The sequence below is a fragment of the Microbacterium sp. CH12i genome (assembly GCF_000685355.1).
Lineage (GTDB): Bacteria > Actinomycetota > Actinomycetes > Actinomycetales > Microbacteriaceae > Microbacterium.
Genome location: NZ_JHET01000003.1, coordinates 141,986 through 166,698 on the forward strand (window position 1 = coordinate 141,986; position 24,713 = coordinate 166,698).

Consider the following 24,713-nt stretch of genomic DNA (forward strand, 5'->3'; position numbering starts at 1 on the left):
GGCTCCGGGGATGACAGACGGCGCGCTTTCGCGGGTCGTGCTGCCTCCCTTCCGGACTAGCGAGATTTCTCTCGCATCACCGTCGGTACCGGAATTTCACCGGATCAGCGTCTCGGTTTCCCTTGACGCTCGCGGACTGTCACCGCCGGTTCGGATTCACACCGACCCCGGAGCACGTTGATGCCCAGTGTACTCAACGCGTCAGGGTGGATTTCATTCCGTGTCAGTGGTGAGTCACTTCAGCAGCCGGGAGAGCCTCCGGTCGGCCAGCACCTTGCCGCCGGTCTGACACGTCGGGCAGTACTCCAGTGACCTATCGGCGAAGAAAACACTGCGAACAATGTCGCCGCACACGGGGCAGGCTTCGCCCCGTCGCGCGTGCACCTGCATCCCGCGGCGCTTCGCGTCTTTGAGGTCGGCGGGTGGCTTTCCGGATGCCTCGGCGACGGCATCCGTCAGCGTCGTGTGCATCGCGGAGAACAGGCGGTCGACCTCGTCTTCGTCGAGCGTCGCGGCGACGGCGTATGGCGACATACGCGCGGCGTGCAGAATCTCGTCAGAGTAGGCATTACCAATGCCGGCGATCACAGATTGGTCACGCAGCAGCCCCTTGATCTGCGTGCGGCGTCCTTCCAACAGTGCGGCGAAAGCGGTGCGGTCAAACGACGGATCCAGAGGGTCGGGTCCGAGCCTCGCAATGCCGGGAACTTCCTGCGGGTCGCGCACGACATAGACGGCGAGCGACTTCTTCGTCCCCGCTTCAGTGAGGTCGAACCCGCTGTCGTCATCGAGCGCGACGCGCAGTGCGATCGGTGATTTACCTGGCTTGATCAGGGTCGTGGGTAGGAGCTCGTACCAGCGCAACCAGCCTGCCTTCGCGAGGTGAAATACGAGGTGGAGGTCCTCGCCGCAGGAAAGCACCACAAACTTCCCCAGCCGCGTGGATGCCGTGATCTGAGCGCCATTCAACGCAGTGTTGGGCGGGTCATACGTCTTCAGCGCAGCGATGGCGCCAATGCTCGTACGCGTGATCGTTCGGCCGACGGCGCGCTCGCCGAGGAACGCGACCAGCCCCTGAACTTCCGGCATCTCCGGCATGGATTCATCCTGCCACCGCTCGCGGACGATGGACATGCCTCGGCGGAACTCACTCGAGGGGGATGGGCCACGCCACCGGCGTGCGATCGTCTGATGCCAGGAGCCCGGCATGCCAGCCGTCGTCGCGGCCGCGTGCACTGGTGAGCGCCTCGCGCATCAGGCCCTCATAACGAAATCCGAGAGCCCGGGCTGTGCGGGCAGAGGTAACGTTGCCGACCACCGCGCGCCAGGTAATGCGTGCGAGCTTCAGCTCGGCGAAAGCCCACTCGATCACCGCTCGCGCGGCCTCGACCATGTACCCGTTGCCGCGGGATTCTGCGGTGGCCCAGTAGCCGAGCTCCGCTGCCCCACCCGTCGGATGCGGTGTGATGCGATGCAGCCCGACTATCCCAACGAGCACGTCGTCGTAAAAGATTCCCCAGACTGTCTCGACGCCCTCAGCCCACCACTCGGCGACGAGTTCCACGAAACCCGAACCATCGTCGCGACTATAAGGGCTTGGAACCGTGGTCCAGCGGGAGATCTCAGGATCCTGGCACGCCGCCGTGATGGCGTCGACATCCGCCGCGGTCGGCGCACGAAGTTCGAGGCGGGCGGTGTGCAGGGCGACAGGTTCCATCCCGGCATCCTAGAACGCGAGACCGATGTCGGCGGGGCGCACTAAACTCGTCAGGTGACTGTTCCGGGGATTCTGCGCGCCTTGGAAGAGGCGACTCTGTACGACGATGCGCTTAAGTGGGCCCAGACCGACGCAGACCTCGGTCTCGTCGATGGGCTTGACGCCCCGATCATCGCAGGACTGCTCGATAAGCGCGCGAGCGCGGGGCATCCGGCATCCCTTCTCGTCATCGCACCCACCGGCCGTCGTGCCGAGTCGCTGGCCCAAGCGCTGAGTTCGTATGTGCCGGATACCGAGATCCTCCGCTTCCCGGCATGGGAGACGCTGCCCCACGAACGGTTGAGCCCGAGCCCCGATACCGTCGGACAGCGCCTCGAAGCACTCCGCCGCATCACTACCTGGACGCGTGAGCGCCCTTTGATCGTCGTCGCTTCAGTGCGCGCCGCGCTGCAGCCGCTCGCAGGCAACCTCGGCGACACCGCTCCGCTGTCGCTCGTCGCCGGTGCCAGAGAACTCGAGTTGGAAACCGCCATCGAGCAGCTCGTTGAGCGCGCCTACTCGCGCGTGGACATGGTCTCGCGGCGTGGCGAATTCGCTGTGCGTGGCGGCATCCTCGACGTGTTCCCACCAACATCCGAGCACCCGTACCGCGTCGAATTCTTCGGAGACGAGATCGATCAGATCCGTGCCTTCTCGGTTGCCGATCAGCGCTCTCTTCCGGGTGATGTTGAACGCGTAGACATGCCGGCAACCCGCGAACTGCTTCTCACCGCAGATGTGCGCGACCGCGCCCGATCGCTCATCGACGCCTTCCCCGCAATCGCAGGGATGCTCGAGAAAATGTCCGAGGGCATCCCCGTCGAAGGCATGGAATCGCTGTTGCCCGCAGTGTCTGGGCCACTCAAGTCGCTCGCCGAGTACTTTCCCAGCGGCACGGCGGTCGCGCTCGTCGACCCGGAGCGCTCGAGCTCCAGGGCGCAAAGCCTGGGTGACACTAACCGCGAGTTCCTCGATGCCGCCTGGAGTGCTGCCACCTCCGGCGCATCCGCCCCAATCGATCTCGGCGCGGGCGACTTCCTCAGCGTCGCTCGGCTACGCGAGATCGTCCGCGAGCGTGACGGCGTCTGGTGGCGATTCAGCCCCTTTGCTACGGATGACGGCGACGCCGCGAACATCCACTCATCGATCATTCCGTCTTTCCACGGCAACGTGGATGGAGCAATCGACTTCGTCGCCGCGCGGCTGGCAGACAGCTGGCGGGTCGTCGTCGTCGCCTCTGGTGCAGGGCTGGTCGACCGTGCCCGCGACGTGCTCTCCGATCGCGGACTTGCCGCGCGAATCGTGGAGTCACTCGTCGATGCACCCGATGGCGGGGTGGCCACGCTCGTCCAGGGTTCCGTGGAATCTGGTTTTCAGGTTCCGGAGGCGAAGCTTGCCGTCCTCACCGACAACGAATTTTACGGCCGCACGATCGGCGGCGACCAGCGGGTCATCAAGAAGCTCGCGTCCAGGCGCAAAAACGTCGTCGACCCGCTGCAGCTGAAAAACGGCGACCACGTCGTGCATGCCACCCACGGCATCGCGAAGTTCGTCGAGATGACGCAGCGCGAAGTCTCCACAGGCGGCCGCAACGCTACCAAGACGAAGCGCGACTACCTCGTGCTTGAATACGCGCCGTCCAAGCGCGGCTACCCCGGAGACAAGCTCTACGTTCCCACTGACCAGCTCGACCTGCTCTCGAAGTATGTCGGCGGTGAGGCCCCGACCCTCTCGAAGATGGGCGGCAGCGACTGGTCGGCGGCGAAGGGCAAGGCGCGCAAAGCTGTGCGCGACATCGCCGTCGAGCTGGTGAAGCTGTACTCGGCGCGGATGTCGGCGAAGGGTCACGCCTTTGGGCCCGACACCCCCTGGCAGCGCGAGCTCGAAGAGGCGTTCCCGTTCGCGGAGACGCCAGACCAGCTGCAGACGATTGACGAGATCAAAGCCGACATGGAACGGCCGATCCCGATGGACCGACTGCTCTCCGGCGACGTCGGCTTCGGCAAGACCGAAGTTGCCGTGCGCGCGGCGTTCAAGGCAATTCAGGACGGCAAGCAGGTCGCGATGCTCGTGCCGACGACCCTGCTCGTCAAACAGCACATGGAGACATTCACCGAGCGCTTCGCCGGCTTCCCTGTGAAGGTCAAGGCGCTCTCACGTTTCCAAACTGACAAGGACGCACGTCTCACCCTCGACGGACTTCTCGACGGCTCGGTCGACATGGTCATCGGCACGCACCGAATCCTCACCGACCAGGTCATGTTCAAAGACTTGGGATTGCTCATCATCGATGAAGAGCAGCGGTTCGGCGTCGAGCACAAGGACAAGCTGAAGAAGCTGAAGACGAACGTCGATATTCTCGCGATGAGTGCGACCCCGATTCCGCGCACGCTCGAGATGGCGGTCACCGGCATCCGTGAGATGTCTACGCTTGCGACGCCACCGGAGGACCGGCATCCGATTCTTTCCTTCGTGGGGCCGCGCAGCGACAAGCAGATGGCGGCAGCTATTCGGCGCGAGATCCTCCGTGAGGGACAGATCTTCTTCGTGCACAACCGCGTCCAGTCGATTCAGCGGGTCGCCAGTGAGCTCGCCGAACTGGTGCCGGAGGCGCGGATCGCCGTCGCGCACGGCCAGATGGGCGAGAACCAGCTCGAGCAGGTCGTCGATGGATTCTGGGAGCGCGAGTTCGATGTGCTGGTGTGCACGACGATCGTCGAGACCGGCCTCGACATCTCGAACGCGAACACGATCATCATCGACCGGGCCGACAAGTACGGACTCTCGCAGCTGCACCAGCTGCGAGGACGCGTCGGCCGTGGGCGTGAGCGCGCGTACGCCTACTTCCTCTACGACGAGATGAAGCCGCTGTCTGAGACGGCCGCTGATCGCCTGCAGACCATTGCGGTGAACAACGAGCTCGGCTCCGGAATGCAGGTGGCACTGAAGGACCTCGAGCTGCGAGGCGCCGGCAACATGCTCGGCGGCGAGCAGGCCGGGCACATCGCCGGCGTCGGGTTCGACCTCTACCTGCGGATGGTCGGCGAGGCTGTCGCGACGTTCCGTGGCGAAGACGTCGAGACCGGCAATGAGCTGAGGATGGAGCTGCCGGTGGATGCTCGCATCCCCGAGACGTACATCGACAGCGAGCGGCTGCGCCTCGAGGCATACCAAAAGTTCTCCGCAGCGGCCGCCGCGACCGCGAAAGACGACGCGATCGACCTCGTCGTAGAGGAGCTCACCGACCGCTACGGCACCCCGCCCGAAGAGGTCGCCGGACTCATCGCGATCGCTCACCTGCGTAGGCGAGCTGCACGCGCCGGACTCACGGATGTCGTCGTGATGGGCTCAAACCTGCGCGTGGTACCCGCGCACTTCGAGGACTCGATGAAGGTGCGGCTGCAGCGGCTGTACCCGAAGGCGAAGCTCATTGGCGGGGGAGATGCGCTCGTCGTGCCGCTGCCGACCGATGTGAACACCCTGGAGTGGGTCACGCAGCTGTTCACGGCGATGTTCCCCGAGCCGGTGGCTGCGGCGCCGGCACCGTAGCGCTACGCTGGCCCCATGTTGTACGAGCACCTCGGGGCTCGGCCCCGGATCCATGACACGGCCGTCATCGCGCCCACCGCCGTCATTTCTGGCGACGTGACGATCGGAGCGGAGTGTCAGGTGCTGCACGGCGCCGTGATCACGGCAGAGGGTGGTCCGATCACCCTCGGCGAGCATGTCATCGTGATGGAGAATGCGCTGATTCGGGCGACGGCCGCTGATGCCGTACACATCGGATCGCACACGCTCGTCGGTACTCTGGCGAGCATCGCCGGAGCGAACGTTGGCGAGGAAGTGTTCTTCGCCTCGGGCGCCGGGTGTTCAACGGCGCACGGGTTGGCGATCGCTGTGAAGTGCGAGTGAATGCCATCGTGCAGCGTCGCGCGGTCCTTCCAGAAGGCACCGTCGTGCCGATCGGGTGGGTCGCGTCAGGGGACCCGCTGCAGTTATTCTCACCTGATCAGGCCGACGAGATTGCCGCTGCGCAGACCGATCTTGACTTCCCTGGCCACGTATTCGGCGTCGACCGCGACACCCCTGATCTGATGGTGCAGCTCACCGAGCGCTACGGTCGCTCCCTCGCGCGGCACGCGCACGACCAGTCGGCGTGAGTCGTAGCATCCGCTCGACCTGTTATCGGCGGTGGAGCACGTTACGGACCGCGGAGAATGTTACGGACGTCGGAGAAATCCTAAGAATTACTCCGACACCCGTATCAACGTCCTACCGGCGCAACGCCGCAAGGATCAGATGACGCCGATCAGATGACGCCCTGGGCGAGCATCGCCGTGGCGACCCGCTGGAACCCAGCAATGTTGGCACCGGCGACGTAGTCACCAGGCACGCCATACTTCTCAGCGGCGTTGAACGCGGCGTCGTGAATGTCAGCCATGATCTCGCGGAGCTTGTTCTCACTGTCGGCGAAGGTCCAACGCTGACGTGACGCGTTCTGGCTCATCTCCAGAGCAGAAGTCGCGACGCCACCGGCGTTCGCAGCCTTGCCCGGCGCGAACAGCACACCGGCTTGCTGGAACGCAGCAACGGCCTCGGGCACGCACGGCATGTTCGCACCCTCAGAGACCGCGCGCACGCCGTTCGCGATCAGAGCCTCAGCATCGGCCAGGCTCAGCTCGTTCTGTGTGGCGGAAGGCACGGCGATGTCGACCGGCACATCCCAGACGCTGCCACCCTCGACGAAACGTGCGCTCGCGCGACGGTTGGCGTACTCGACGATGCGCGTGCGCTCGACCTCTTTGAGCTGACGAAGAAGGTCAAGGTCGATACCGGCGTCATCGACGATGTAGCCGGACGAGTCGGATGCCGTGACCGCAGTCGCACCCAGCTGGGCAGCCTTCTGGATGGCGTAGATAGCGACGTTTCCGGAACCAGAGATGCCGACGCGCTTGCCGGCGAGCGACTCGTTGTGGACGGCAAGCATCTCCTGCGCGAAGAACACTGCGCCGTAGCCGGTTGCTTCGGTGCGCACTTCAGCGCCACCCCAGCCGGTGCCCTTACCCGTGAACATGCCCGACTCGTGGCGATTCGTGATCTTGCGGTACGTGCCGAACAGGTAGCCGATCTCACGACCGCCCACTCCGATGTCACCCGCAGGAACGTCAGTGTGCTCGCCGAGGTGGCGGTATAGCTCGCTCATGAACGACTGGCAGAAGCGCATGACCTCGGCCTCTGAGCGGCCGTGCGGGTCGAAATCAGATCCGCCCTTCGCGCCGCCGATGCCCTGACCGGTCAGGGCGTTCTTGAAGATCTGCTCGAATCCGAGGAACTTGATGATCGAGAGGTTCACCGAAGGGTGAAAACGCAACCCACCCTTGTACGGGCCGAGCACTGACGAGAACTGGATGCGGTAGCCGCGGTTGACCTGCAGCTTGCCTGAGTCATCGAGCCACGGAACGCGGAACATGATCTGACGCTCGGGCTCGACGAGTCGTTCCAGGATTCCGGCCTCAACGTACTCCGGGTGCTGCTCGAGCATCGGGGAGATCGTTCCGAGCACTTCGTGCACGGCCTGCTGGAACTCGGGTTCGTGCGGGCTGCGGGCCAGAACCGTGTCAAACACGGGCTGGACAGACTCGGTGAGCGGGTGGAATTCAGTCTGAGTTGCGGTCACGCGGGACGGCTTTCTGAAGAGTGTGGTGAGGGAGCGATCGTGTCACTTAAGAGGGCGTGCCAGGTCGGGCACGAGTTCCCACTTTACCCCGGAGGTTCGAAGCGACTGCACGTGGCGGTTTTGGACCCGTTTTACCCCGTGTTCTGCAGGCCGGCGGCGACGCCACTGACTGACAGCAGGAGTAGCCGACGCTGCTCGTCTTCCGTGCCAGAGCCGGTGGCGCCAGACGGTGCGCGAAGTTCGCGGAGCGCCCGCAATTGCAGCAATGACAGCGCATCGACGTAGGGGCTTCGCAACGTAACTGCGCGCTGCAGGATCGGCTTGTTCTCGAGCAGTCCGTTGCTACCGGTGAGCCGGATGACCCACTCTTTGGTGAGGGTGAGCTCGTCGAGCACCAGCTTCGCGAGGTCATCACGATCACCGAGGGCAAGGTATCGACGTGCGATGCGCTCGTCGGTCTTCGCCAGACTCATCGCCACGTTGTCGATCATCGTCTGCAGCAGCGGCCACTCGCGATAGGCGTCCTTCAACAACGCCTCATCGCCGACAGCCTCGAGTGCCGAGCCCAGGCCGAACCAGCCGGCCAGGTTGATCCTCGCCTGCGTCCACGCAAACACCCACGGAATCGCGCGCAGGTCTTCCAGCGATTCGACGGACAGGCCGCGGCGTGCAGGGCGCGACCCCAGGGCGAGAAGGCCGATCTCCTCGAGCGGAGTGACGGTAGCGAACCAGGGCGCGAAGCCCTCGGCCTTGACCAGTGAGAAGAAGCGCTCACGGGATGCGGCATCCATCGTCGTCGCGACGTCCGCGAAGCGGGCAGCCGCGCTACTCGTGCGCTCTTCGACGCTGGGCGAGGATGCGAGCAGCGTGGCAGCAGCGACCTGGTCGATGTGACGCATCGCGATGGCGGGTTCGCCGTAGCGCGCGAAGATCGTCTCGCCCTGCTCGGTGAGCTTGAAGCGTCCGTCGACCGAGTGCGGCGGCTGCGCGAGGATCGCGGAGTTCGCGGGTCCGCCACCCCGGCCAAGAGCGCCGCCACGACCGTGGAACAGGGTTAGGGCGATGCCGGCATCCTTCGCCCACAGGGCGATCTTTCGCTGCGCTTCGTAGAGCGCGAGGTTGGCGGCGACCGGGCCGACGTCCTTCGACGAGTCGGAGTAGCCGAGCATGACCTCGAGGCGGTTCGAAGTTGCGGCCATGCGGGCGCGGAACTCGGGGAACTCGACGACCTCAGCGAGAATCTCAGGCGCTGCCTGCAGATCTGCGAACGTCTCAAACAGTGGAACGACATCGAGCACCGGTGGAGTGCCGGGCAGCGCGTACTGCGCGAGGCGGTGCACGTTGGCGAGATCCGCTGCCGACTGCGTGAACGAGACGACGTATCGTCCGGCGGCGCGAAGACCATAGGTGCGCTGAATGTCGGCCACCGCGCGGAAGACCTCGAGGACCTCCTGCGTCTTCTCGCTGAGTTCGCCACCCGCGTCCAGCTCAGCCAGAGCCTCGCGATGCACCTGCGAGTGTTGGCGCACTTCCAGCTCGGTGAGGTGGAAACCATAGGTCTCGACCTGCCAGATCAGATGCTGGATGCCGCCAAACGCATGACGCTTTGCCCCGGATGCCGCCAGCGAATCCTGCACAGAACGGAGGTCTGAAAGGAGCTCCTCCGGTGCGCCGTAGCCGTTGCTCGCGCCATGACGGGTGGCCGCGACACGGTGGGCGAGGGCCAGTAGTAGGCAGCGGTGCGGTTCTTCGGGGGAGCGCGCCGCGATTTCTGCGGCAGTGCCTTCTTCTGCTGCGGCGAAGGCATCCCACAGCGCGACGACCATGCTGCTGGGCGGGGTGCCTTCAGCGTCAAGGGTCAGGCCGCGGCCGATGCGCTCGATCGCGCGCTCCAGGCCGCGAAGCACGTGCTCGGAGGCGATTTGTGCTGCCTCGCGGGTGATGGATGCCGTGACGAACGGGTTGCCGTCGCGGTCGCCGCCGACCCATGATCCGACCCGCACGAAGGCGGGAACAACAGGAGCACTCGCGCCGGAGTCTTCACCGCGGAGGGCATCGTCGATACGTCGGTAGACGTGCGGGACAGTGGTGAAGAGGGTCTCGTCGAACACCGACATGACCGTGCGCACCTCGTCGGTGGGCGAAGGCTTCTGCGCGCGCAGCGGTGCCGTGCGCCAGAGCGTGTCGACTTCTTCCAGCATCCGGCGGTGGGCGCGATGCTGCTCAGCGCCGCCCTCGCTTGCGACATCGCGCTGGCTGAGAAGCTCAGACAGGCGACGGATGCTGGTAGAAACCGCGCGACGGCGAGCCTCGGTGGGGTGCGCAGTGAACACTGGCTGGAATCGAAGCCCGTCCAGCCGACGCTGTGCTTCGTCATCGCCGACCTCGCGGCGCAGCTGCGCATAGGCAGTGGCGACAGTGTCGACAGCGCCTTCTCTGCCCGGCTGGCCGTCACGCTCGCGGAGGATGCGCACGCGCTGATGCTCTTCGGCGAGGTTGACGAGGTGGAAGTAGCAGGTGAAGGCGCGGGCAACTTCGTCGGCGCGCTCGATGCTGAAGGAGTCTGCGATCTCAGTGGCGCGCTCGAAGGCGTGCGTGCTCTCTTCGTCGTACGCCTGAATGGTCGCCAGCCGCAGTCGTTCGACATCCTCGAACAGTCCGGGGCTGCCGCATTCGCGCAGCACCTGACCAAGCAGGGCTCCGAGCATGCGGACGTCCGCACGCATCTCGTCGGGAATCCCGCGTCCGGCTTCGAATCGGCCGATGACGCGGATGGCCTCTGTGTGTGTGGGCTCGGGGGTCACTGTTCGAGGTTATCGCCGTGTGCGAGGGGCTTCGACCACGTGACACCGCGTGACGAGCGCGTTGCCTGACATAGCATGGGATCGATGTCTGATTCCCGAAATCTTCTGCGCACCCAACAGTTCCCGGCGGTACTCCTGCTGGTGGCTGCTGCCCTGGGTCTCCTCCTCGCGAACACCGCCGCGTTCGAGCCGATCGACGCCGTGCTCGGCTTCCACATCTCGATTCCCGGTACAGAGATCGATCTATCCGTGGCGCACTGGATCTCGGACGGCCTGCTCGCGATCTTCTTCTTCGTCGTCGCGATGGAATTGCAGTACGAACTCACCCGTGGCGAGCTGAGCTCATTGCACAAGGCTCTTCAGCCCGCGATCGCAGCGGCCGGTGGCGTCCTCGTGCCGATCCTTGTGTACCTGATGATCGCTGGCGGTGGGGAGACATCGACGGGGTGGCCAATCCCAACCGCGACCGATATTGCCTTCGCTCTCGGTGTGCTTGCCGTATTCGGCAAGGGGCTGCCGCCCGCGGTTCGCGTATTCCTGCTCGCACTGGCGATTCTCGACGACATCATCGGCATCATTTTCATCGCGGTTCTCTTCGCACATGACCTGAACTGGCTGTATCTCCTGCTCGCGGTCGTCGGCGTGGCAGTGTTCGGTGTGCTGTCTCGGATGCTTCCTGAAAAGAACTCATGGATCATCGGCGCATGCATGGTCGTTGTCGGCGTGCTCGTGTGGGCTCTGGTGCTGTCATCCGGAATTCACGCCACGATCGCCGGCGTCATGCTTGGCCTTGCCATGGCGCAGTCACCCGCCATGCCCACGCGCCACGCGCTGGAGCCGTGGGTGAATGGCGCGATCCTGCCGATCTTCGCTTTCGCAGCCGCCTTTGTTGTCATTCCCGCTGTCTCGCCGGCTGAGCTGTCGCCGGCATTCTTCGGCATTGCCGTCGCCCTGCCCTTGGGCAAGATCGTCGGCATCACGCTGTTCGGTTTGGTCGCAATGCGGATCGGTTTGAAGGGCAAGAAGCCGGCACTGACCATCACCGACCTACTTGCCGCCGGAGCATTAGGCGGCATCGGGTTCACCGTCTCGCTGCTGCTGGCTAACCTCGCATTTGCCGACAACCCCGGCGTTCGTGACCAGGCGATCCTCGGTGTGCTCGTCGGCTCGCTGATCGCCCTCGTGTTGTCGGGCATCATCGTCTCGTTGCGTGCGGCGTGGCACCGTCGAAACACGGCTGTCAATTCCTGACGACCTGGAGGCGAGTGGTGACAGAGAACTCCGACGCGCTGCGCATCGCGGCAGACACGATGCGTGCCGTGCGCGAGCGGTGCCCGTGGTCGCAGCAGATCACCCACCGTGACCTTGTGCCCTACCTCATCGAGGAATCCCACGAGGTGATCGAGGCCGTAGAAGATGGCACGCGCGCCGATCTTCGTGAAGAACTGGGTGACCTGCTCTGGCAGGTGCTGTTTCATTCCGCCATTGCTGCGCAGGATCCGGATGATCCGTTCGACATTGACGACGTGGCTCAGACTCTCACCGAGAAGATGGTCAGACGGCATCCGCACGTCTTCGCCGACGCGGTTGCACACACGCCTGAAGAGGTGCTCGTGCACTGGAATGCCGCGAAGGTGCCGAGAAGCGCTCGCGGACGAGTGTGCTCGACGGAGTCCCGCGGGGGATGCCGGCACTCGCACTAGCGCAGAAGATTGTGGGGCGTGCGGCAAGTGTGGACGTCACCCTGCCGGCTGAACCCGCATCCCCAGCATCCGAATCCGAACTGGGCGACGCCCTGCTCGCGCTCGTCGCCCAGGCGCGCGCAAGCGGCTGGGACGCCGAGCGCGCCCTCCGCGAGCGACTGCGCACGCTGGAAGCCGACGTCCGCACGGCCGAGAGCGGGATGGAAAGGATGGAAAGATAGAGGCGTGGCTACTGTGAACCCGCCGCGCGGCATGCGCGACATCCTCCCCGCCGACAAGGCCCGCCGTGAGCGTGTGCTCTCCGTCATTCGTGAGCGCTACCTCGCACATGGATTCGATGAGATCGAGACACCGGCACTGGAGGAGTACTCCCGCCTGCATGCCGGGATCGGCGGCGACAACGAAAAGCTCGCCTACAACGTGCTGCGCCGCGGCCTGGACGCTGACGGCATCCGCTCCGCTGCGGATGATCCCGCTGCGCTCGCTGACCTAGGCCTACGCTACGACCTCACCGTGCCGCTCGCGCGCTTCTACGCCAGCAACCGCGGGCAGCTGCCAGGCGTGTTCCGTGCGATCCAGATCGGTCCGGTCTGGCGTGCCGAGCGCCCGCAGAAGGGACGCTACCGCCAGTTCATGCAGTGCGACATCGACATCATGGGCGATGATTCTTCGCGTGCCGAGGCGGAGCTGATGGTCGCATCGCTGGACGCTCTGGACGCACTTGGACTCCAGGGCTCGACGGTGCGCATCAACGATCGCCGCGTACTCGACTGGATGCTGGATGCCTTCGGCTTCGCTGCGGATGAACGCCCCGGCGTGCTGATCACCATCGACAAGCTCGACAAGATCGGCCCGGAGGGCATCGTCGCCGAACTGCGCGAACGTGGTGCCACGGCATCGGCAGTTGAAGCGTTTGAGGCGTTCCTGCGCCGCCCAGAGGCGATGGAATACACCCCGTTCGGCGAGCGGCAGATCCGCACGGCGCTGCCTGAAGATGCACCGGATGACATCGTCGAACACCTGGTCGGCATCGGCGAGGCTGTCGCTGCCGGTCGTGGCGCCGCCGACATTCCGCTCGTGTTCGACCCGTTCCTGGTGCGCGGCATGGGCTACTACACCGGCACAATCTTCGAGCTCGCGCATCCCTCGGTCGACTACTCGCTCGGCGGCGGCGGACGCTACGACGGCATGATCGGTCGTTTCCTCGGCCAGCAGGTGCCCGCGGTCGGATTCTCGCTCGGCTTCGAGCGTCTTGTCGACCTTGTCGAGCTGAAAGCGGATGCCCGTAGACAGGCAATCGTGCTCGTACACGACGCTGATGTGCCGGTTGCTGAACTCGTCGCGCACAAGGCCGCAATGCTGAGAGACGGGGGCCGCGTGCGCCTGGAACACCGCGTGAAGAACTTCAAGGCGCTGCTGGAGCGCTCTGCCGCCGACGGTTACACAGCTTTCGCGACGGTCTCGGCCGGAGTCGAGCCCGGAACGCTGGAGCTCAAGCCGCTGTCCTGACAACGCTGTACTCACGTTTACGTCACGTTCACGCTGGCGCGATCAAATGGGAGCATGAGCCGGGTTCGCACCGCCCTCTTTGTGGGGGCCGCCTTGGCTGCGGTCGTGCTCGGTGGCCGCTCACTGCTGGTGCGCCAGGCGGCCATCGCGCGAAAGCGCATCGGGAAGCCGCTCGGTGAAGAATCTCTGGATGCTGACCGCGTGTGGCTCAGGTCGCTCGACGGCGAGCCGATCAAGCTCCTGCTGCTCGGAGACTCGCTCGCGGCGGGGCTCGGCGCTGAGCATCGCAAGGAGACGCTCGGCGGACGTGTGGCCAAGGCTCTCGCCCGCCAGATGGAGCGTCCGGTGCGGTTGCGCACCGCTGCCGTGGTCGGATCAGAATCGACTGCCCTCGCCGGCCAGTTGGATGCTCTGGAGGAGGGCTACCGCGCCGACGTCGCCGTGATTGTCGTCGGCGGAAACGACGTCACGCACATGGTGCCATCGTCGGCTGCGGCCGAGCGGCTCGAGCACGCCATCCTCCGACTGCACGCGGTCGGTACGCCGGTCGTGGTCGGCACCTGTCCCGATCTCGGCACTCTCCAGCCGGTGCCTCAGCCGTTACGCGCACTGATGTCACGAATGTCGCGCCGTCTCGCCATGGAGCAGACGAAGGTCGCGTGGCGCACCGGCGCCGTGCCGGTCGATCTGCGCCAGGCGGTGGGGCCAACCTTCCACGAGCAGCCCGACGAGATGTTCAGCCTTGACCGTTTTCACCCCAGTGCCGCGGGCTACCGCCGGACGGCCGAGGCGCTGTTGCCGGCAGTGGTCACTGCGCTGAACTCACGGCGCTGAGGCCCGAGGCCGCGCGGCGCGCAGCCGCAGCAACCGATACGCCACACCGATCAGCACGACACCCGTGCCGATGAGTGAGGCAAGGATCGGCAGTGTGTTGACCAGTACCAGGCACCCGAGCGCGCCGAAAACCTGCAGTGCCCGCGGGTAGCGACGGGCCGCCTCCGACTGCCGGAAGGCGGCCGCATTCGCGATCAGGTAGTACAGCAGCACTCCGAAAGACGAGAAGCCGATCGCGTTGCGCAGATCAACAAAAAGCAGGATGACGATGACGATGAGACCGATCGCGATTTCGGCGCGGTGCGGCACCTGCCAGCGCGGATGCACGGCGGCGAAGAAGCGCGGCAGATCCGATTCTCTCGCCATCGCCAGCGTCGTGCGGCCGATTCCGGTGAGCAGAGCGAGCAATGCGCCGAGGGATGCCGCTGCCGCTGCCACGCGCACAACAGGGGCGAGCGCTGACCATCCGGCGGCATCGACGACCCCGACGAGCGGCGCTGCGGTGGCCATGGCATCCGCACCAAGTGTGAGCATCACGACAACCGCGATGAGCGCGTAGACGACGATCGCGCCGGTCAGAGCGAACACGATCGCGCGCGGAATATTGCGGGCAGGATCAGTGACCTCCTCGCCCATCGTGGCGATCCGGGCGTAGCGGCGAAAGCGAAGAACAGCAGCCCAGCACCCTGCAGCACACCGTAGGCGGTGAGGTCGGGCAGGAGAGCGGGATCGGCCGACGGGGCAGACGTGAACCCGGCCGCCACGACAATCGCGAGTCCCAGCAACGAGGCAACGACGAGGATGCGGGTGAGCAGGGCCGTACGTGTGACGCCGAAGCAGTTCACGGTGACCAGAGCCGCGACCGCTGCGATCGCCACCGGCAGCTGCCAGCCTTCGGGGGCGGCGTACGCGGCGAAGGTCAGCGCCATCGCTGCACAGCTGGCGATCTTGCCGATCACGAAGCACCAGCCGGCGATGAAGCCCCACCATGGGCCGATCTCGGCGCGAGCGTACGAGTATGTGCCTCCTGAGACCGGGTGCACGGCGGCAAGCTGCGCGGATGAGGTGGCATTGCAGAACGCGACCACGGCGCGATCGCGAGCGCCACCAGCAGGCCGGAACCCGCAGCCTCGATCGCCGGGCCCCACACCGAGAAGACGCCGGCACCGATCATTGAGCCGAGGCCGATGGCGACGGCATCCGTGAGCGTCAGGCGACGAGCGAGTTCCACTCCACCAGAGTGTCAGGTGGTGGTGAACAAATGGAGCTCAGGACTGGCCTGCCGCAGTAACACGCTTCTTCTCGCGGATGTAGACCTCGCGCCGCACCTTCGCGACGACATCGCCGTCGCGGTCGGTGATCTCGGTCTCAAACCACTCCAACACCTTCGCTCCGCCCTTGGCGCGTTCACGAATTTCCTCGACCTTGGCGGGAGACACCGAGAACTCGGCGGTCAGCACTCCGCGGCCAGGTTTGAGGAATTCGATCTCGCCGCGAGTGTCCCAGACGACGTAGCCGCGCCCGAGCTGGTGCATCACGAGCATGAAGAAGTACGGGTCGGTCATCGCCGACATTGAGCCGCCGAACGCGGTCTTGACGTAGTTGCGGGTGAAGGCGTTGACGTGCAGCTCAACGGTCGCGTGCGTCCAGTCCTCGCTGAAGCGACGGATGCGGATGCCGCTGAAAAAGTTCGGAGCCCACAGGCTCATCCCGGTCGCGAGGCGGCGTGGCGTGATCTTCATCTCGTCAGTTGTCCGATCAGGAGACCACGACCGCCGTCGGGGTCGCCGCCAACGGGGATGGGCCGGCGGCGTGCTCCCCGACGACGGCCTTTGCCCACGCGATGGACAGGTCGCTGGGGTCGTCGAACCCGGATGCATCGTGGCGGCCATACTCTCCGACGCGGGTCGCACCCAGCTCGGTGAAGAGTCGGTCGAGGTGCTCGCTGCCCTGGCTGTACGTGTCGATGTAGGCGCGATCTCCGAGCCCGAACATCGCGTAGCGCAGGCCCGTCAGATCGGGATGCTGCTGCTCGAGACGATCGAAGAACGGCTGCGCTCCCGCGGGCAGATCGCCATCGCCATGGCTCGAGCAGACGACAAGGTAGAGCACGTCCGCATCGAGGTCGGCCGGATCGAAAACGGACATGTCCTCGACCTGCACCTCGACGTCGCGGATCGCGTCAGCAATATCTTCGGCGATCATCTCGCAGTTGCCCGACTCGGTGCCGTACAGAGTCACTATCGTCATTGGTCTGTTCCCTTGGTGTCGTGAGAGACAGTGTGCTGGTCGAGAAGTCCAGCCCACGTGCGAATCTTGCGGCGGATGCGCCCCGCGTCGGCGCTGGCGAGTTCGACCGCATCGAGCTGGCGCCAGTGGTCGATCGCGACGGCGCGATCACGCACGGTTTGCGGCAGTCCGTCGAACCCGGGGAGCGCTGGATCCCGTGTGGCAAGGCCGGCGAGCACCTCGTCGGCGACCTGCCGTGCATCAGTCCGATTATCCGGGATCGTGCCGACCGGACCGCGACGGGCCCAGCCGACGGTGTGCACTCGAGGGTCCGAGACCGCAAGGGTTTCGCCCCTGAAGCCGATCGCGGTCACAATCGTCTGGGCAGGGATCACGTGCTGGCCGGATGCGTCGCTGACGCGGAGCCCCTCAACGTGCTCAGTGCCGACGATCTCGCCCGGTGTGGTGTGGAATCGCAAGGAGATCCGCACGCGTGCGGATGGGGCATCCGTCGTCACCAGCGCGCGAACCGTCTCGCTCTTCGGGTCGCTCGCGTCGGTATCTACGCCGTGCACCTCGATCGCGACGCCGGCGATATCTCCGAGCTCTCGCACCATGGCCCGGTCGAACTTCGCCGCCTCGGCGCTGGAACGTGCGACGAGCGTGATGGACCGCACGCCGGCAGTAAGTCGACTGTGCGCCTCGTCGTCCATGTCGGAGCCCTCGTAGTGCTCGGCCGTCTTGGCGAGCAGCCGCACGACATCGACCGCGACGTTGCCGGCCCCGACCACCACGACATCGCTGCCGCAGGCGAGTGTCTCGCCGTCTTCGTCGGGATGGCCGTTGAGGAAGCGCGTCAGCACGCCAGAGCCGACGACTCCAGGCAGAGCTGATCCATCCGTCTCGAGCAGGCGGTCATCGTGCAGTCCGGTCGCCAGGATCACGGCGTCGAAGCTCTCGAGCAGGTCGTCTATCGAGAGCTCACGGCCGAGCTCAACGTTTCCGGCGAAGCGCACGCGGGGCAAGTCGAAGAGCCGCTCGAACTGGCGGATCACGGCTTTCGTGCCCTGATGATCGGCCGCGACGCCGTAGCGCACAAGCCCGAAGGGCGCCGGCAGCCGGTCGAACACGGTCACCCGCACGCTCGGGTCCGCCTTGGTGAGGAACTGCGCGGTGTAACACCCGCTCGGACCGCTGCCGATGACGGCGATCTGTGCGCCGACGGCATCGGGTTCCGCTGAATCGCCTGATTCGCGCATCCCGTCACCTCCCGTCGTCCTCGTAGCCTGATGGCGCCCCAATGGTACTGTGGACACCTACCAGTTCTCCCGGTAGAGTCCCACTGAGTGGAACCTTGCTCCCCCTCGTGCACGATATCTCGCACGGTGGAGGAACGAGGCGTGCGCCGCATGCCATCGGAAAGGAGCACGACGACGATGTCCGAGATTCCTCAGGTCGCCCACTGGCCGGCAATCAAGATGCACCCGCGCGGTCGAAGCTTCCGCGACGATGTCTCGGCATTCATTCCCAAGGATGCCCCGGGGGTGCTCGATCTCGTTGCGATGGCGCCCGTCCAACCCGACGGCCTGCGCGTCGATCTGCTCGGCATGTGGGAGCGGGCAGCCCCCCTGCTGGCGACCCGCGACAACGACGCGCACTCCCTCCAAGCGCTGGGCATCGCCGCGGCCCTCTGCGCCGCACTGCCGGAGGCAGATCCGGTCGTCGTGCTGCCGGCGATCCTGCTCCACGACATCGGCTGGTCGCAGGTGCCGCCCGACGAAGTGCTCGCCGCGATTGCGCCAGGCGGCGGCCGACCCGACCTCGTGCGACTACACGAAGTCGAGGGTGCACGACTGGCGCGCGGAATCCTCACCGACGTCGGCCACGATCCGGCAGCAATCGAGCGCATTGCGGCGATCATCGACGGACATGACAGCCGCACGCACGCCCTCTCGATCGAAGACGCGATCGTCAAAGACTCCGACAAGACCTGGCGCGTGACCCCGCACGGAATCGACGTCGTGATGGAGTGGTTCGGCCTGGACCGAGCGCAGACGCTGGCCCTATGCGCCTCGCGGGTCGTCGACCACCTGTTCACCGAGCCCGGCCGCGCCCTCGCGCGCGGATTCATCGCGGTGAACTCCGTCACCATGTGGCCGCAGTTCACCACGCTCGCCCACGATTGATCGGGGACCTATGTCGGGCAGGAACAGCGACGGCACCGGAGTCCTCGAGCGGGTCATGCTCATCCTCGAGGCGTTCGACCGCGCCCCGGGAGCTCAGACCCTTACCGAACTGTGCACGGCAACGGGCCTGCGCAAAGCCACCATGCATCGCCTGTTGACCGGGCTCGTCAATTCGGGCCTGCTCGCCCGCACTGCCGACAACCGCTACGCCCTCGGCATCCGCCTCTGGGAGATCGCGCAGAACGCGGGCCGACAGTTGCGTGATGCTGCCCGCCCCTTCCTGCAGGACATGTTCTCGCTCGTCGGCGAAACCACCCATCTCGCTGTACGCGAGAGCGACGAAGTCCTCTACATCGAGCGCATCTACGGCACCCGCCGCGTACCGCGCGCATCGCGGGTCGGCGGCCGACTGCCGATGCATGCGACGGCGGTCGGGAAGGCGATCCTCGCGTTCGAGGAGGAGTGGGTGCGCGAGGCCTACCTTGACCGCGAGCATATGGAGCAGGCGACGGCGCGCACGATCATTGACCCCAAGGCACTGCGGCGCGAACTCGACGAAGCCCGCACGCGAGGCTACGCCACCACCCGCGAAGAGGTGCGGGTCGGGTCGTGCTCGATCGCGGTGCCGGTGTTCCAGTCCTCGCAGGTGGTCGCTGCCGTCGGCGTCGTGGTGAATCCCGAGCAGGCTGACACGATGGAGAGATTCGTCCCCGCCCTGCAGGGCACCAGCCGGCGCATCGCGAAGGTGACGGCCCACTTTCCCTGGGAGACGCTCTACCAGAGCGGACAGCCGTCGCTGCATCGCTGATCGGTCCACTCAGCTGTCCGAGTCCACTCGGCTATTGAGTCCACTCAGTGGAACCAATCGCACGGCCGCTCGAAGCGGGTCATAACGTGGGGGCACGCTTCCACACCAAGTGAGATCCGAGCAAAGGAGCACGATGACCACCGCGGAAACCGGGACCGGCCGCTGCCCCATCATTCATGGTGATGGCGGCGAAGACTTCGGCTATGAGCCGTTCCAGATGAAGAACCCGTTCCCCTCGTACGAGCGGCTTCGCGAGGAAGCGCCCATCTCTTCGACGAGCGCATCGGCTACTACGTGGTCACCCGCTACGACGACATCAAGGCGATCTTCGCAGACCACCAAACCTTCTCGAGCGAGAACACTGCCGCCCCCGTGCGTGCCTACGGGCCACCGACCAAGCAGATCATGGCCGACGGCGGTTTCTCGGTGTACTCAGGACTCAGCTCCCGGCAGGCGCCGGAGCACACGCGCATCCGCTCCGTCGTGATCAAGGGGTTCACGCCCCGGCGCTTGCGCCAGCTTGAGCCCGCGATCCGCGAGCGCGTGACCGAACTGCTCGACGCGATGCTTTCCGCTCCCGATGCTCAGGGCGAGATCGTGCGCGACATCGCGTACGACCTGCCGACCGAGACGATCCTCAAGCTCATCGGCGTCAACCCCGACATGGTTCCCACGTTCAAGCGCTGGAGCGACTCGCGCGCGGCGATGACGTGGGGCGACCTCGACGACGAGCAGCAGATCCCGCACGCTCACAACCTGGTCGAGTACTGGCAAGAGTGCCAGAACGTCGTCGCGCAGTACAAGGAGAATCTCGGTGAGAATTTCACCAGCGACCTCCTGCGCGCTCAGGCCGAGGGCGACCCGATCACGGATCACGAGATCGCGTCGGTGCTCTACAGCCTCCTGTTCGCCGGCCACGAGACGACGACTACTCTGCTCGCCAACTCGCTGCGTGTCCTGCTGCCTGCGCGCGCGCAGTGGGAGAGCCTGGTCGCCGACCCCACGGGCATTCCGGCAGCCGTCGAAGAAGTCCTCCGCTTTTCCGGGTCGATCGTGGCGTGGCGCCGACGGGCAACCCGCGATGCCGAGATCGCCGGGGTGTCGATCCCGAAGGGTGCCAACATCCTGGTCGTCATGGGCTCGGCCAACCGCGACCCCTCCCGCTTCGAGCACCCTGACGATTTCGATGTGGCTCGCCCGAATGTGCGCGAACACTTGTCGTTCGGGTTCGGCATCCACACCTGCATCGGCGCCCCCCTCGCCCGTATGCAGATGAAGATCGTGCTCGAAGAGCTCATCCGCCGGGTGCCACAGCTGCGCGCTGTCGATCCCGAGGCGATCGAGTTCCGCGAGAACCTGTCCTTCCGAGTGCCGACCGCTGTGCCGGTCGCATGGAACGAGGTATGAAGCCCATGCTTTCCGTCGTTCACTCATTCACCGATCTCACCCAGGGCGAGGTCGACATCCACGGCGGCAAGGGGGCGTCCCTCATCACGATGACGGGTGCCGGCATGCCGGTGCCGCCCGGATTCGTCATCACGACCGGCGCGTTCGACGAGTTCCGGGATGCCAGTGGCCTGTCCGATCTGATCGACTCAGAGCTCGACGCGCTCGACGTGAACGACGTCAAGGCGGTGGATGCGGCATCCGCGCGCATCCGCGGGGCACTCGAGAAGGCGGCTATTCCCGACTCCGTCCGCTCGCAGGTTCGCGATGCCTACCAGGCCCTCATGGATCGTATCGGCCGCGAGACCCCCGTCGCGGTGCGTTCCAGCGCGACCGCGGAGGATCTTCCGGATGCCTCGTTCGCCGGCCAGCAGGACACCTACCTGTGGATCAACGGCGCGGAATCCGTCAAGGAGCATGTGCGGCGCTGCTGGGCCTCGCTGTATACCTCGCGGGCGATCACCTACCGCCGTGCAAACAACATCGACGAAGTCGGCCTGTCCATGGCGGTCGTGGTGCAGAAGATGGTCAACGCGCGCACCGCCGGCGTTGCGATGACCCTCGATCCCGCCACCGGAGACCGTTCAAAAGTCGTCATCGATGCGTCCTACGGGCTCGGCGAACTCGTCGTCTCGGGCACTGTGACACCCGACAACACCGTGCTCGACAAGATCACCTTCGCCGTCGTGCGCCAGCACCTCGGCGACAAGGCGCGCGAGCTCGTCCCGGTCGACGGCAGCCTCGTCGAACGGCACGTCGATAACGCCCGGCGCTCCGTTCCCTGCCTCAGCACGGTCGAGCTGCGAGCCGTCGCGGAGCTTGCCAAGCGAGCCGAGAAGCACTACCGCGTGCCGCAGGACATCGAGTGGGCCATCGACGCTGACCTGCCCGATGGCGAAAACCTGCTGCTGCTCCAGGCCCGACCCGAGACCGTGCACGGCGCGAAGCCGCTGACGGCGACCGTGCCGCAGGTCGCCGCGACGAGCGGATTCTCGCTCGGGAGCATCACGGCGTCGCTGACGCGCGTATCCGCCTGATTCCTAGACACGCAACACCCGAACCCGACGCGATGACGCGTCGGAGAAAGCAAGGATTCCCATGGCACTCCGCTCATTCCTGAAGCCATCTGAGCTGACCGTTCCGGCCGGCGCTGAAGGCTGGGAGCAGCTGTACCCGTACTACCTCTCGTTCCAGGATGACCAGCTCTCGGGCGACGATGACAAGTTCTGGTTCTGCGACAGCCAGCACTGGCCGACGGTGTTCCGCCCGTTCGAGACGATCACGGGCGAATTCGCCGTCAAGTGTCTCGGCCAGTTCAACGCGCGACACCTCCTCATTCCGAACGCGAACGGCATCGAGTTCCGCGTACACCTCGCTATCTCTACATGTCGCCGATTCCGGTGCCCGTCGAGAAGATCGCCGACCGCGTGCCGCACTTCGAGGAGCGCGCCGGCTACTACTTCCAGAACTGGGAGCCGCTGCTGGAGAAATGGTACGGAAAGATTAAGGGAACGATCAGCGAACTTGAGTCACTGACCTTCGAGAAGCTCCCCGAGATGGTGCCGATCGAAGACATCCGCTCGGGCAAGTCGATGGACGGCTCCGAGGTTCTCCTGGAGAACTACGACCGGCTCATCCAGCTGTGCTACCAGGCCTACCAGTACCACTTCGAGTTCCTGAACCTCGGATATATCGCCTACCTCGATTTCTTCATGTTCTGCAAGCAGGTGTTCCCCGACATCCCCGAGCTGAGCATCGCCACGATGGTGCAGGGCGTTGACATGGAGCTGTTCCGCCCCGACGACGAGCTCAAGAAGCTCGCGATCCTCGCGCGGGAACTCACGCTGGAGTCGGCATTTGGCAACACCGCCGACGTCGAGGGAACGCTCGCGATGATCGCAGCGCTGCCGCGCGGCGACGAGTGGATCGCCGCCTATGAGGGTGCTCAACAGCCGTGGTTCAACTTCACCGTCGGCAACGGCATGTACGGCCACGACAAGTACTGGATCGAGCACCAGGAGATTCCGCTCGGCTATATCCGGGACTACATCCGGCGCCTCGACGGCGGACACGACATCCAGCGTCCGATCGACGAGCTGATCGCCGAGCGCGAGCGGATCAAGTCGGAGTACCGCGAGCTGCTCGAAGGCGAGGCGCTCGACACGTTCAATGCCAAGCTCGCGCTGGCCGAGACGGCCTACCCCTACGTTGAGAACCACAACTTCTACATCGAGCACTGGGCGATGAGCGTGTTCTGGCGCAAGGTGCGCGAGCTCTCGCGGATGCTTCAGGCGGAGGGCTTCTGGCCCGACGAGGACGGCATCTTCTACCTGGGCCGCAACGAGGTGCGCGACGCGCTGTTCGACCTGGTCACCGGATGGGGCGTCGGAGCTGATCCGGTGGGCCCGGCGTACTGGCCCACCGAGATCGAGCGTCGCCGTGGGATCGTCGATGCGCTCAAGACGCAGCGACCGCAGATCGCGCTGAACACGCCACCCGAGGAGATCACTGAGCCCTTCACCTCGATGCTCTACGGCATCACGACCGAGCAGGTGAACAGCTGGCTCTCCGACGACGAAAGCGGCGGCAGCCTGCTGCGCGGGATGGCGGCATCGCCCGGCTCTGTCGAGGGTCGAGCCCGCGTCATCGCGAGCCCCGATGATCTCGACCAGGTGCAGGAGGGCGAGATCCTCGTGGCATCCGTCACGGCTCCGTCGTGGGGCCCGATCTTTGGCAAGATCAAGGCGACGGTCACCGACATCGGCGGCATGATGAGCCACGCCGCGATCGTGTGCCGCGAGTACAACCTGCCGGCGGTCACCGGCACGGGAACGGCGAGCACGACGATTCGCACGGGACAGCTGCTGCGCGTCAACGGCACAGCGGGGACCGTCGAGATCGTCGACGAGTCCGCCGACGCCGATGGCGCGCTCGTCGGTGCGCACGGTCACGGTCATTGAGCACGGCCACTGAAAACCGATCATGACAAGGAGCGATGACGTGGAGACGACACACGCAGGCACGGCCTTCATCACGGGAGCCGGCGGGGGCCTCGGGCGAGCGATCGCCCAGGCACTTGCTGCGCGCGGCGTCACGGTCATCGCGGCCGACATCGATCTCGACCAGGCGCGCGAGACGGCGCGCCTGGTCGAGACGGCCGGCGGGCAGGCTCACGCCGTCTACGTCGATGTCACAGACCCGGCCTCGGCTGCAGGAGCCGTCGAGGCCGGCACCACCGCCGCGGGTCCACTCACAGCGCTCGTCAACAACGCGGCGATCTACGCCACGATCCGGCGTGCCCCGTTCGATGAGATCACGGTGGACGAATGGGATCGCGTCATGGCCGTGAATCTGCGCGGTCCGTGGGTGATGGCCGTCGCGGCCCGCGATGCGCTCGAGGACGGCGGGCGGATCGTCAACATCTCCAGCGCGACGGTCTTCAGCGGCTCCGAGCAGTGGGCGCACTACGTCGCCTCGAAGGCGGGCGCATCGGACTCACCCGTGTACTTGCCCGCGAACTCGGCCCCCGCGGCATCACCGTCAACGCCGTGGCACCCGGTTTCACCCTCACCGAAGCCAGTTATGCGCTCATCGATGACGCCGACAACTACGGCGTGACGCGATCGGCACTCAAGCGCTCGGCTCGGCCCGAGGACATCGTCGGCGCCATCCTCTACCTCACCGGCCCGGACAGCGGGTACATCACAGGCCAGACGCTCGTCGTCGACGGCGGCCGCCAGTTCATCTGACACACACACGGG

At 65.5% G+C, this 24,713-nt stretch carries 19 protein-coding genes, 3 pseudogenes and 1 riboswitch; of the genes and pseudogenes, 13 read left to right on the forward strand and 9 right to left on the reverse strand.

The window, feature by feature from the left end:
• Nucleotides 1–34: 34 nt before the first annotated feature.
• Nucleotides 35–179: riboswitch (FMN riboswitch) on the reverse strand.
• A gap of 55 nt (nt 180–234) precedes the next feature.
• Both DC31_RS03780 and DC31_RS03785 read right to left on the reverse strand, forming a co-directional pair.
• Nucleotides 235–1,098: an Fpg/Nei family DNA glycosylase gene (locus tag DC31_RS03780; protein WP_036277592.1), complete on the reverse strand. Its 864-nt coding sequence runs from the start codon at nt 1,096–1,098 to the stop codon at nt 235–237.
• 49 nt (nt 1,099–1,147) lie between these two features.
• A complete protein-coding gene (locus DC31_RS03785) occupies nt 1,148–1,717 on the reverse strand; it encodes a GNAT family N-acetyltransferase (protein ID WP_036277185.1) in 570 nt (189 codons plus the stop codon).
• A 54-nt stretch (nt 1,718–1,771) separates the two neighbouring features.
• Here DC31_RS03785 and mfd point away from each other — a divergent pair, with 54 nt between their 5' ends.
• From mfd to DC31_RS19125, 3 genes are read left to right on the forward strand one after another with little or no spacing between them, the layout of a single operon-like run.
• Nucleotides 1,772–5,305: a transcription-repair coupling factor gene (mfd, locus tag DC31_RS03790; RefSeq protein WP_051606385.1), complete on the forward strand. Its 3,534-nt coding sequence runs from the start codon at nt 1,772–1,774 to the stop codon at nt 5,303–5,305.
• 15 nt (nt 5,306–5,320) lie between these two features.
• On the forward strand, nt 5,321–5,668 hold the full coding sequence (locus tag DC31_RS19120) for a gamma carbonic anhydrase family protein (RefSeq protein ID WP_235201321.1): 348 nt from the start codon (nt 5,321–5,323) through the stop codon (nt 5,666–5,668).
• Nucleotides 5,665–5,916 (forward strand): hypothetical protein, encoded by a 252-nt coding sequence (locus DC31_RS19125; RefSeq protein ID WP_235201322.1) that lies wholly within the window; start codon nt 5,665–5,667, stop codon nt 5,914–5,916. Before DC31_RS19120 ends, DC31_RS19125 begins: the two co-directional genes overlap by 4 nt.
• A 149-nt stretch (nt 5,917–6,065) precedes the next feature.
• On the opposite strand, the gene gdhA is transcribed toward DC31_RS19125, so the two are convergent.
• Nucleotides 6,066–7,433, reverse strand: a complete 1,368-nt coding sequence (gdhA, locus tag DC31_RS03800; protein WP_036277188.1) for an NADP-specific glutamate dehydrogenase — start codon at nt 7,431–7,433, stop codon at nt 6,066–6,068.
• 131 nt (nt 7,434–7,564) lie between these two features.
• Entirely contained in the window at nt 7,565–10,159 is a 2,595-nt protein-coding gene (locus tag DC31_RS03805; protein ID WP_235201346.1) for a phosphoenolpyruvate carboxylase, read from the reverse strand.
• A gap of 162 nt (nt 10,160–10,321) precedes the next feature.
• Between DC31_RS03805 and nhaA the strand changes: the two genes are divergently transcribed.
• The 4 genes and pseudogenes from nhaA to DC31_RS03825 all read left to right on the forward strand — a co-directional run bounded on the left by nhaA (nt 10,322) and on the right by DC31_RS03825 (nt 14,283).
• On the forward strand, nt 10,322–11,488 hold the full coding sequence (gene nhaA, locus DC31_RS03810) for a Na+/H+ antiporter NhaA (RefSeq protein WP_036277599.1): 1,167 nt from the start codon (nt 10,322–10,324) through the stop codon (nt 11,486–11,488).
• 59 nt (nt 11,489–11,547) lie between these two features.
• Nucleotides 11,548–12,161: pseudogene (locus DC31_RS03815) on the forward strand (MazG family protein).
• A gap of 31 nt (nt 12,162–12,192) precedes the next feature.
• Nucleotides 12,193–13,449: a histidine--tRNA ligase gene (locus DC31_RS03820; RefSeq protein ID WP_036277602.1), complete on the forward strand. Its 1,257-nt coding sequence runs from the start codon at nt 12,193–12,195 to the stop codon at nt 13,447–13,449.
• Nucleotides 13,450–13,503: 54 nt separating this feature from the next.
• A complete protein-coding gene (locus DC31_RS03825; RefSeq protein ID WP_036277194.1) occupies nt 13,504–14,283 on the forward strand; it encodes an SGNH/GDSL hydrolase family protein in 780 nt (259 codons plus the stop codon).
• Here DC31_RS03825 and DC31_RS03830 read toward each other — a convergent pair.
• The 4 genes and pseudogenes from DC31_RS03830 to DC31_RS03845 form a co-directional block, all read right to left on the reverse strand.
• Nucleotides 14,272–15,457 (reverse strand): annotated as a pseudogene (locus DC31_RS03830) (APC family permease). The gene DC31_RS03825 and the pseudogene DC31_RS03830 overlap by 12 nt on opposite strands.
• A gap of 94 nt (nt 15,458–15,551) precedes the next feature.
• Nucleotides 15,552–16,025, reverse strand: coding sequence for a DUF4442 domain-containing protein (locus tag DC31_RS03835; RefSeq protein ID WP_036277196.1), 474 nt, complete (start codon nt 16,023–16,025; stop codon nt 15,552–15,554).
• Between the two features lie 16 nt (nt 16,026–16,041).
• A complete protein-coding gene (locus tag DC31_RS03840; RefSeq protein WP_051606386.1) occupies nt 16,042–16,533 on the reverse strand; it encodes a flavodoxin domain-containing protein in 492 nt (163 codons plus the stop codon).
• On the reverse strand, nt 16,530–17,771 hold the full coding sequence (locus DC31_RS03845) for an FAD-dependent oxidoreductase (RefSeq protein ID WP_051606387.1): 1,242 nt from the start codon (nt 17,769–17,771) through the stop codon (nt 16,530–16,532). Before DC31_RS03845 ends, DC31_RS03840 begins: the two co-directional genes overlap by 4 nt.
• Nucleotides 17,772–17,948: 177 nt before the next feature.
• Between DC31_RS03845 and DC31_RS03850 the strand changes: the two genes are divergently transcribed.
• From DC31_RS03850 to DC31_RS03865, 4 genes are all read left to right on the forward strand, one after another.
• Complete coding sequence (locus DC31_RS03850) at nt 17,949–18,698, forward strand: HD domain-containing protein (protein WP_235201323.1); 750 nt, start codon at nt 17,949–17,951, stop codon at nt 18,696–18,698.
• A gap of 10 nt (nt 18,699–18,708) precedes the next feature.
• On the forward strand, nt 18,709–19,506 hold the full coding sequence (locus DC31_RS03855) for an IclR family transcriptional regulator (RefSeq protein ID WP_036277199.1): 798 nt from the start codon (nt 18,709–18,711) through the stop codon (nt 19,504–19,506).
• 294 nt (nt 19,507–19,800) lie between these two features.
• Nucleotides 19,801–20,913: a cytochrome P450 gene (locus DC31_RS03860; RefSeq protein ID WP_235201324.1), complete on the forward strand. Its 1,113-nt coding sequence runs from the start codon at nt 19,801–19,803 to the stop codon at nt 20,911–20,913.
• On the forward strand, nt 20,910–21,989 hold the full coding sequence (locus DC31_RS03865) for a PEP/pyruvate-binding domain-containing protein (RefSeq protein ID WP_036277202.1): 1,080 nt from the start codon (nt 20,910–20,912) through the stop codon (nt 21,987–21,989). Before DC31_RS03860 ends, DC31_RS03865 begins: the two co-directional genes overlap by 4 nt.
• A 73-nt stretch (nt 21,990–22,062) precedes the next feature.
• On the opposite strand, the gene DC31_RS19130 is transcribed toward DC31_RS03865, so the two are convergent.
• Complete coding sequence (locus DC31_RS19130) at nt 22,063–22,323, reverse strand: hypothetical protein (protein ID WP_235201325.1); 261 nt, start codon at nt 22,321–22,323, stop codon at nt 22,063–22,065.
• A 14-nt stretch (nt 22,324–22,337) separates the two neighbouring features.
• Here DC31_RS19130 and DC31_RS03870 point away from each other — a divergent pair, with 14 nt between their 5' ends.
• Together DC31_RS03870 and DC31_RS03875 are read left to right on the forward strand one after the other, a co-directional pair.
• On the forward strand, nt 22,338–23,912 hold the full coding sequence (locus DC31_RS03870) for a PEP-utilizing enzyme (protein WP_235201326.1): 1,575 nt from the start codon (nt 22,338–22,340) through the stop codon (nt 23,910–23,912).
• Nucleotides 23,913–23,934: 22 nt separating this feature from the next.
• Nucleotides 23,935–24,701: pseudogene (locus tag DC31_RS03875) on the forward strand (SDR family NAD(P)-dependent oxidoreductase).
• The last annotated feature ends 12 nt before the right edge of the window (nt 24,702–24,713 follow it).

What these genes read in the sequence shown, in the direction of transcription:
- DC31_RS03780 (WP_036277592.1), bottom strand. Translation starts at nt 1,098, where the DNA reads ATGCCGGAGATGCCGGAAGTTCAGGGGCTGGTCGCGTTCCTCGGCGAG.
- DC31_RS03785 (WP_036277185.1), bottom strand. Translation starts at nt 1,717, where the DNA reads ATGGAACCTGTCGCCCTGCACACCGCCCGCCTCGAACTTCGTGCGCCG.
- DC31_RS19120 (WP_235201321.1), top strand. Translation starts at nt 5,321, where the DNA reads ATGTTGTACGAGCACCTCGGGGCTCGGCCCCGGATCCATGACACGGCC.
- DC31_RS03805 (WP_235201346.1), bottom strand. Translation starts at nt 10,159, where the DNA reads ATGCGTGCGGACGTCCGCATGCTCGGAGCCCTGCTTGGTCAGGTGCTG.
- nhaA (WP_036277599.1), top strand. Translation starts at nt 10,322, where the DNA reads ATGTCTGATTCCCGAAATCTTCTGCGCACCCAACAGTTCCCGGCGGTA.
- DC31_RS03820 (WP_036277602.1), top strand. Translation starts at nt 12,193, where the DNA reads ATGCGCGACATCCTCCCCGCCGACAAGGCCCGCCGTGAGCGTGTGCTC.
- DC31_RS03825 (WP_036277194.1), top strand. Translation starts at nt 13,504, where the DNA reads ATGAGCCGGGTTCGCACCGCCCTCTTTGTGGGGGCCGCCTTGGCTGCG.
- DC31_RS03835 (WP_036277196.1), bottom strand. Translation starts at nt 16,025, where the DNA reads ATGAAGATCACGCCACGCCGCCTCGCGACCGGGATGAGCCTGTGGGCT.
- DC31_RS03840 (WP_051606386.1), bottom strand. Translation starts at nt 16,533, where the DNA reads ATGACGATAGTGACTCTGTACGGCACCGAGTCGGGCAACTGCGAGATG.
- DC31_RS03845 (WP_051606387.1), bottom strand. Translation starts at nt 17,771, where the DNA reads ATGCGCGAATCAGGCGATTCAGCGGAACCCGATGCCGTCGGCGCACAG.
- DC31_RS03850 (WP_235201323.1), top strand. Translation starts at nt 17,949, where the DNA reads ATGTCCGAGATTCCTCAGGTCGCCCACTGGCCGGCAATCAAGATGCAC.
- DC31_RS03855 (WP_036277199.1), top strand. Translation starts at nt 18,709, where the DNA reads ATGTCGGGCAGGAACAGCGACGGCACCGGAGTCCTCGAGCGGGTCATG.
- DC31_RS03865 (WP_036277202.1), top strand. Translation starts at nt 20,910, where the DNA reads ATGAAGCCCATGCTTTCCGTCGTTCACTCATTCACCGATCTCACCCAG.
- DC31_RS03870 (WP_235201326.1), top strand. Translation starts at nt 22,338, where the DNA reads ATGTCGCCGATTCCGGTGCCCGTCGAGAAGATCGCCGACCGCGTGCCG.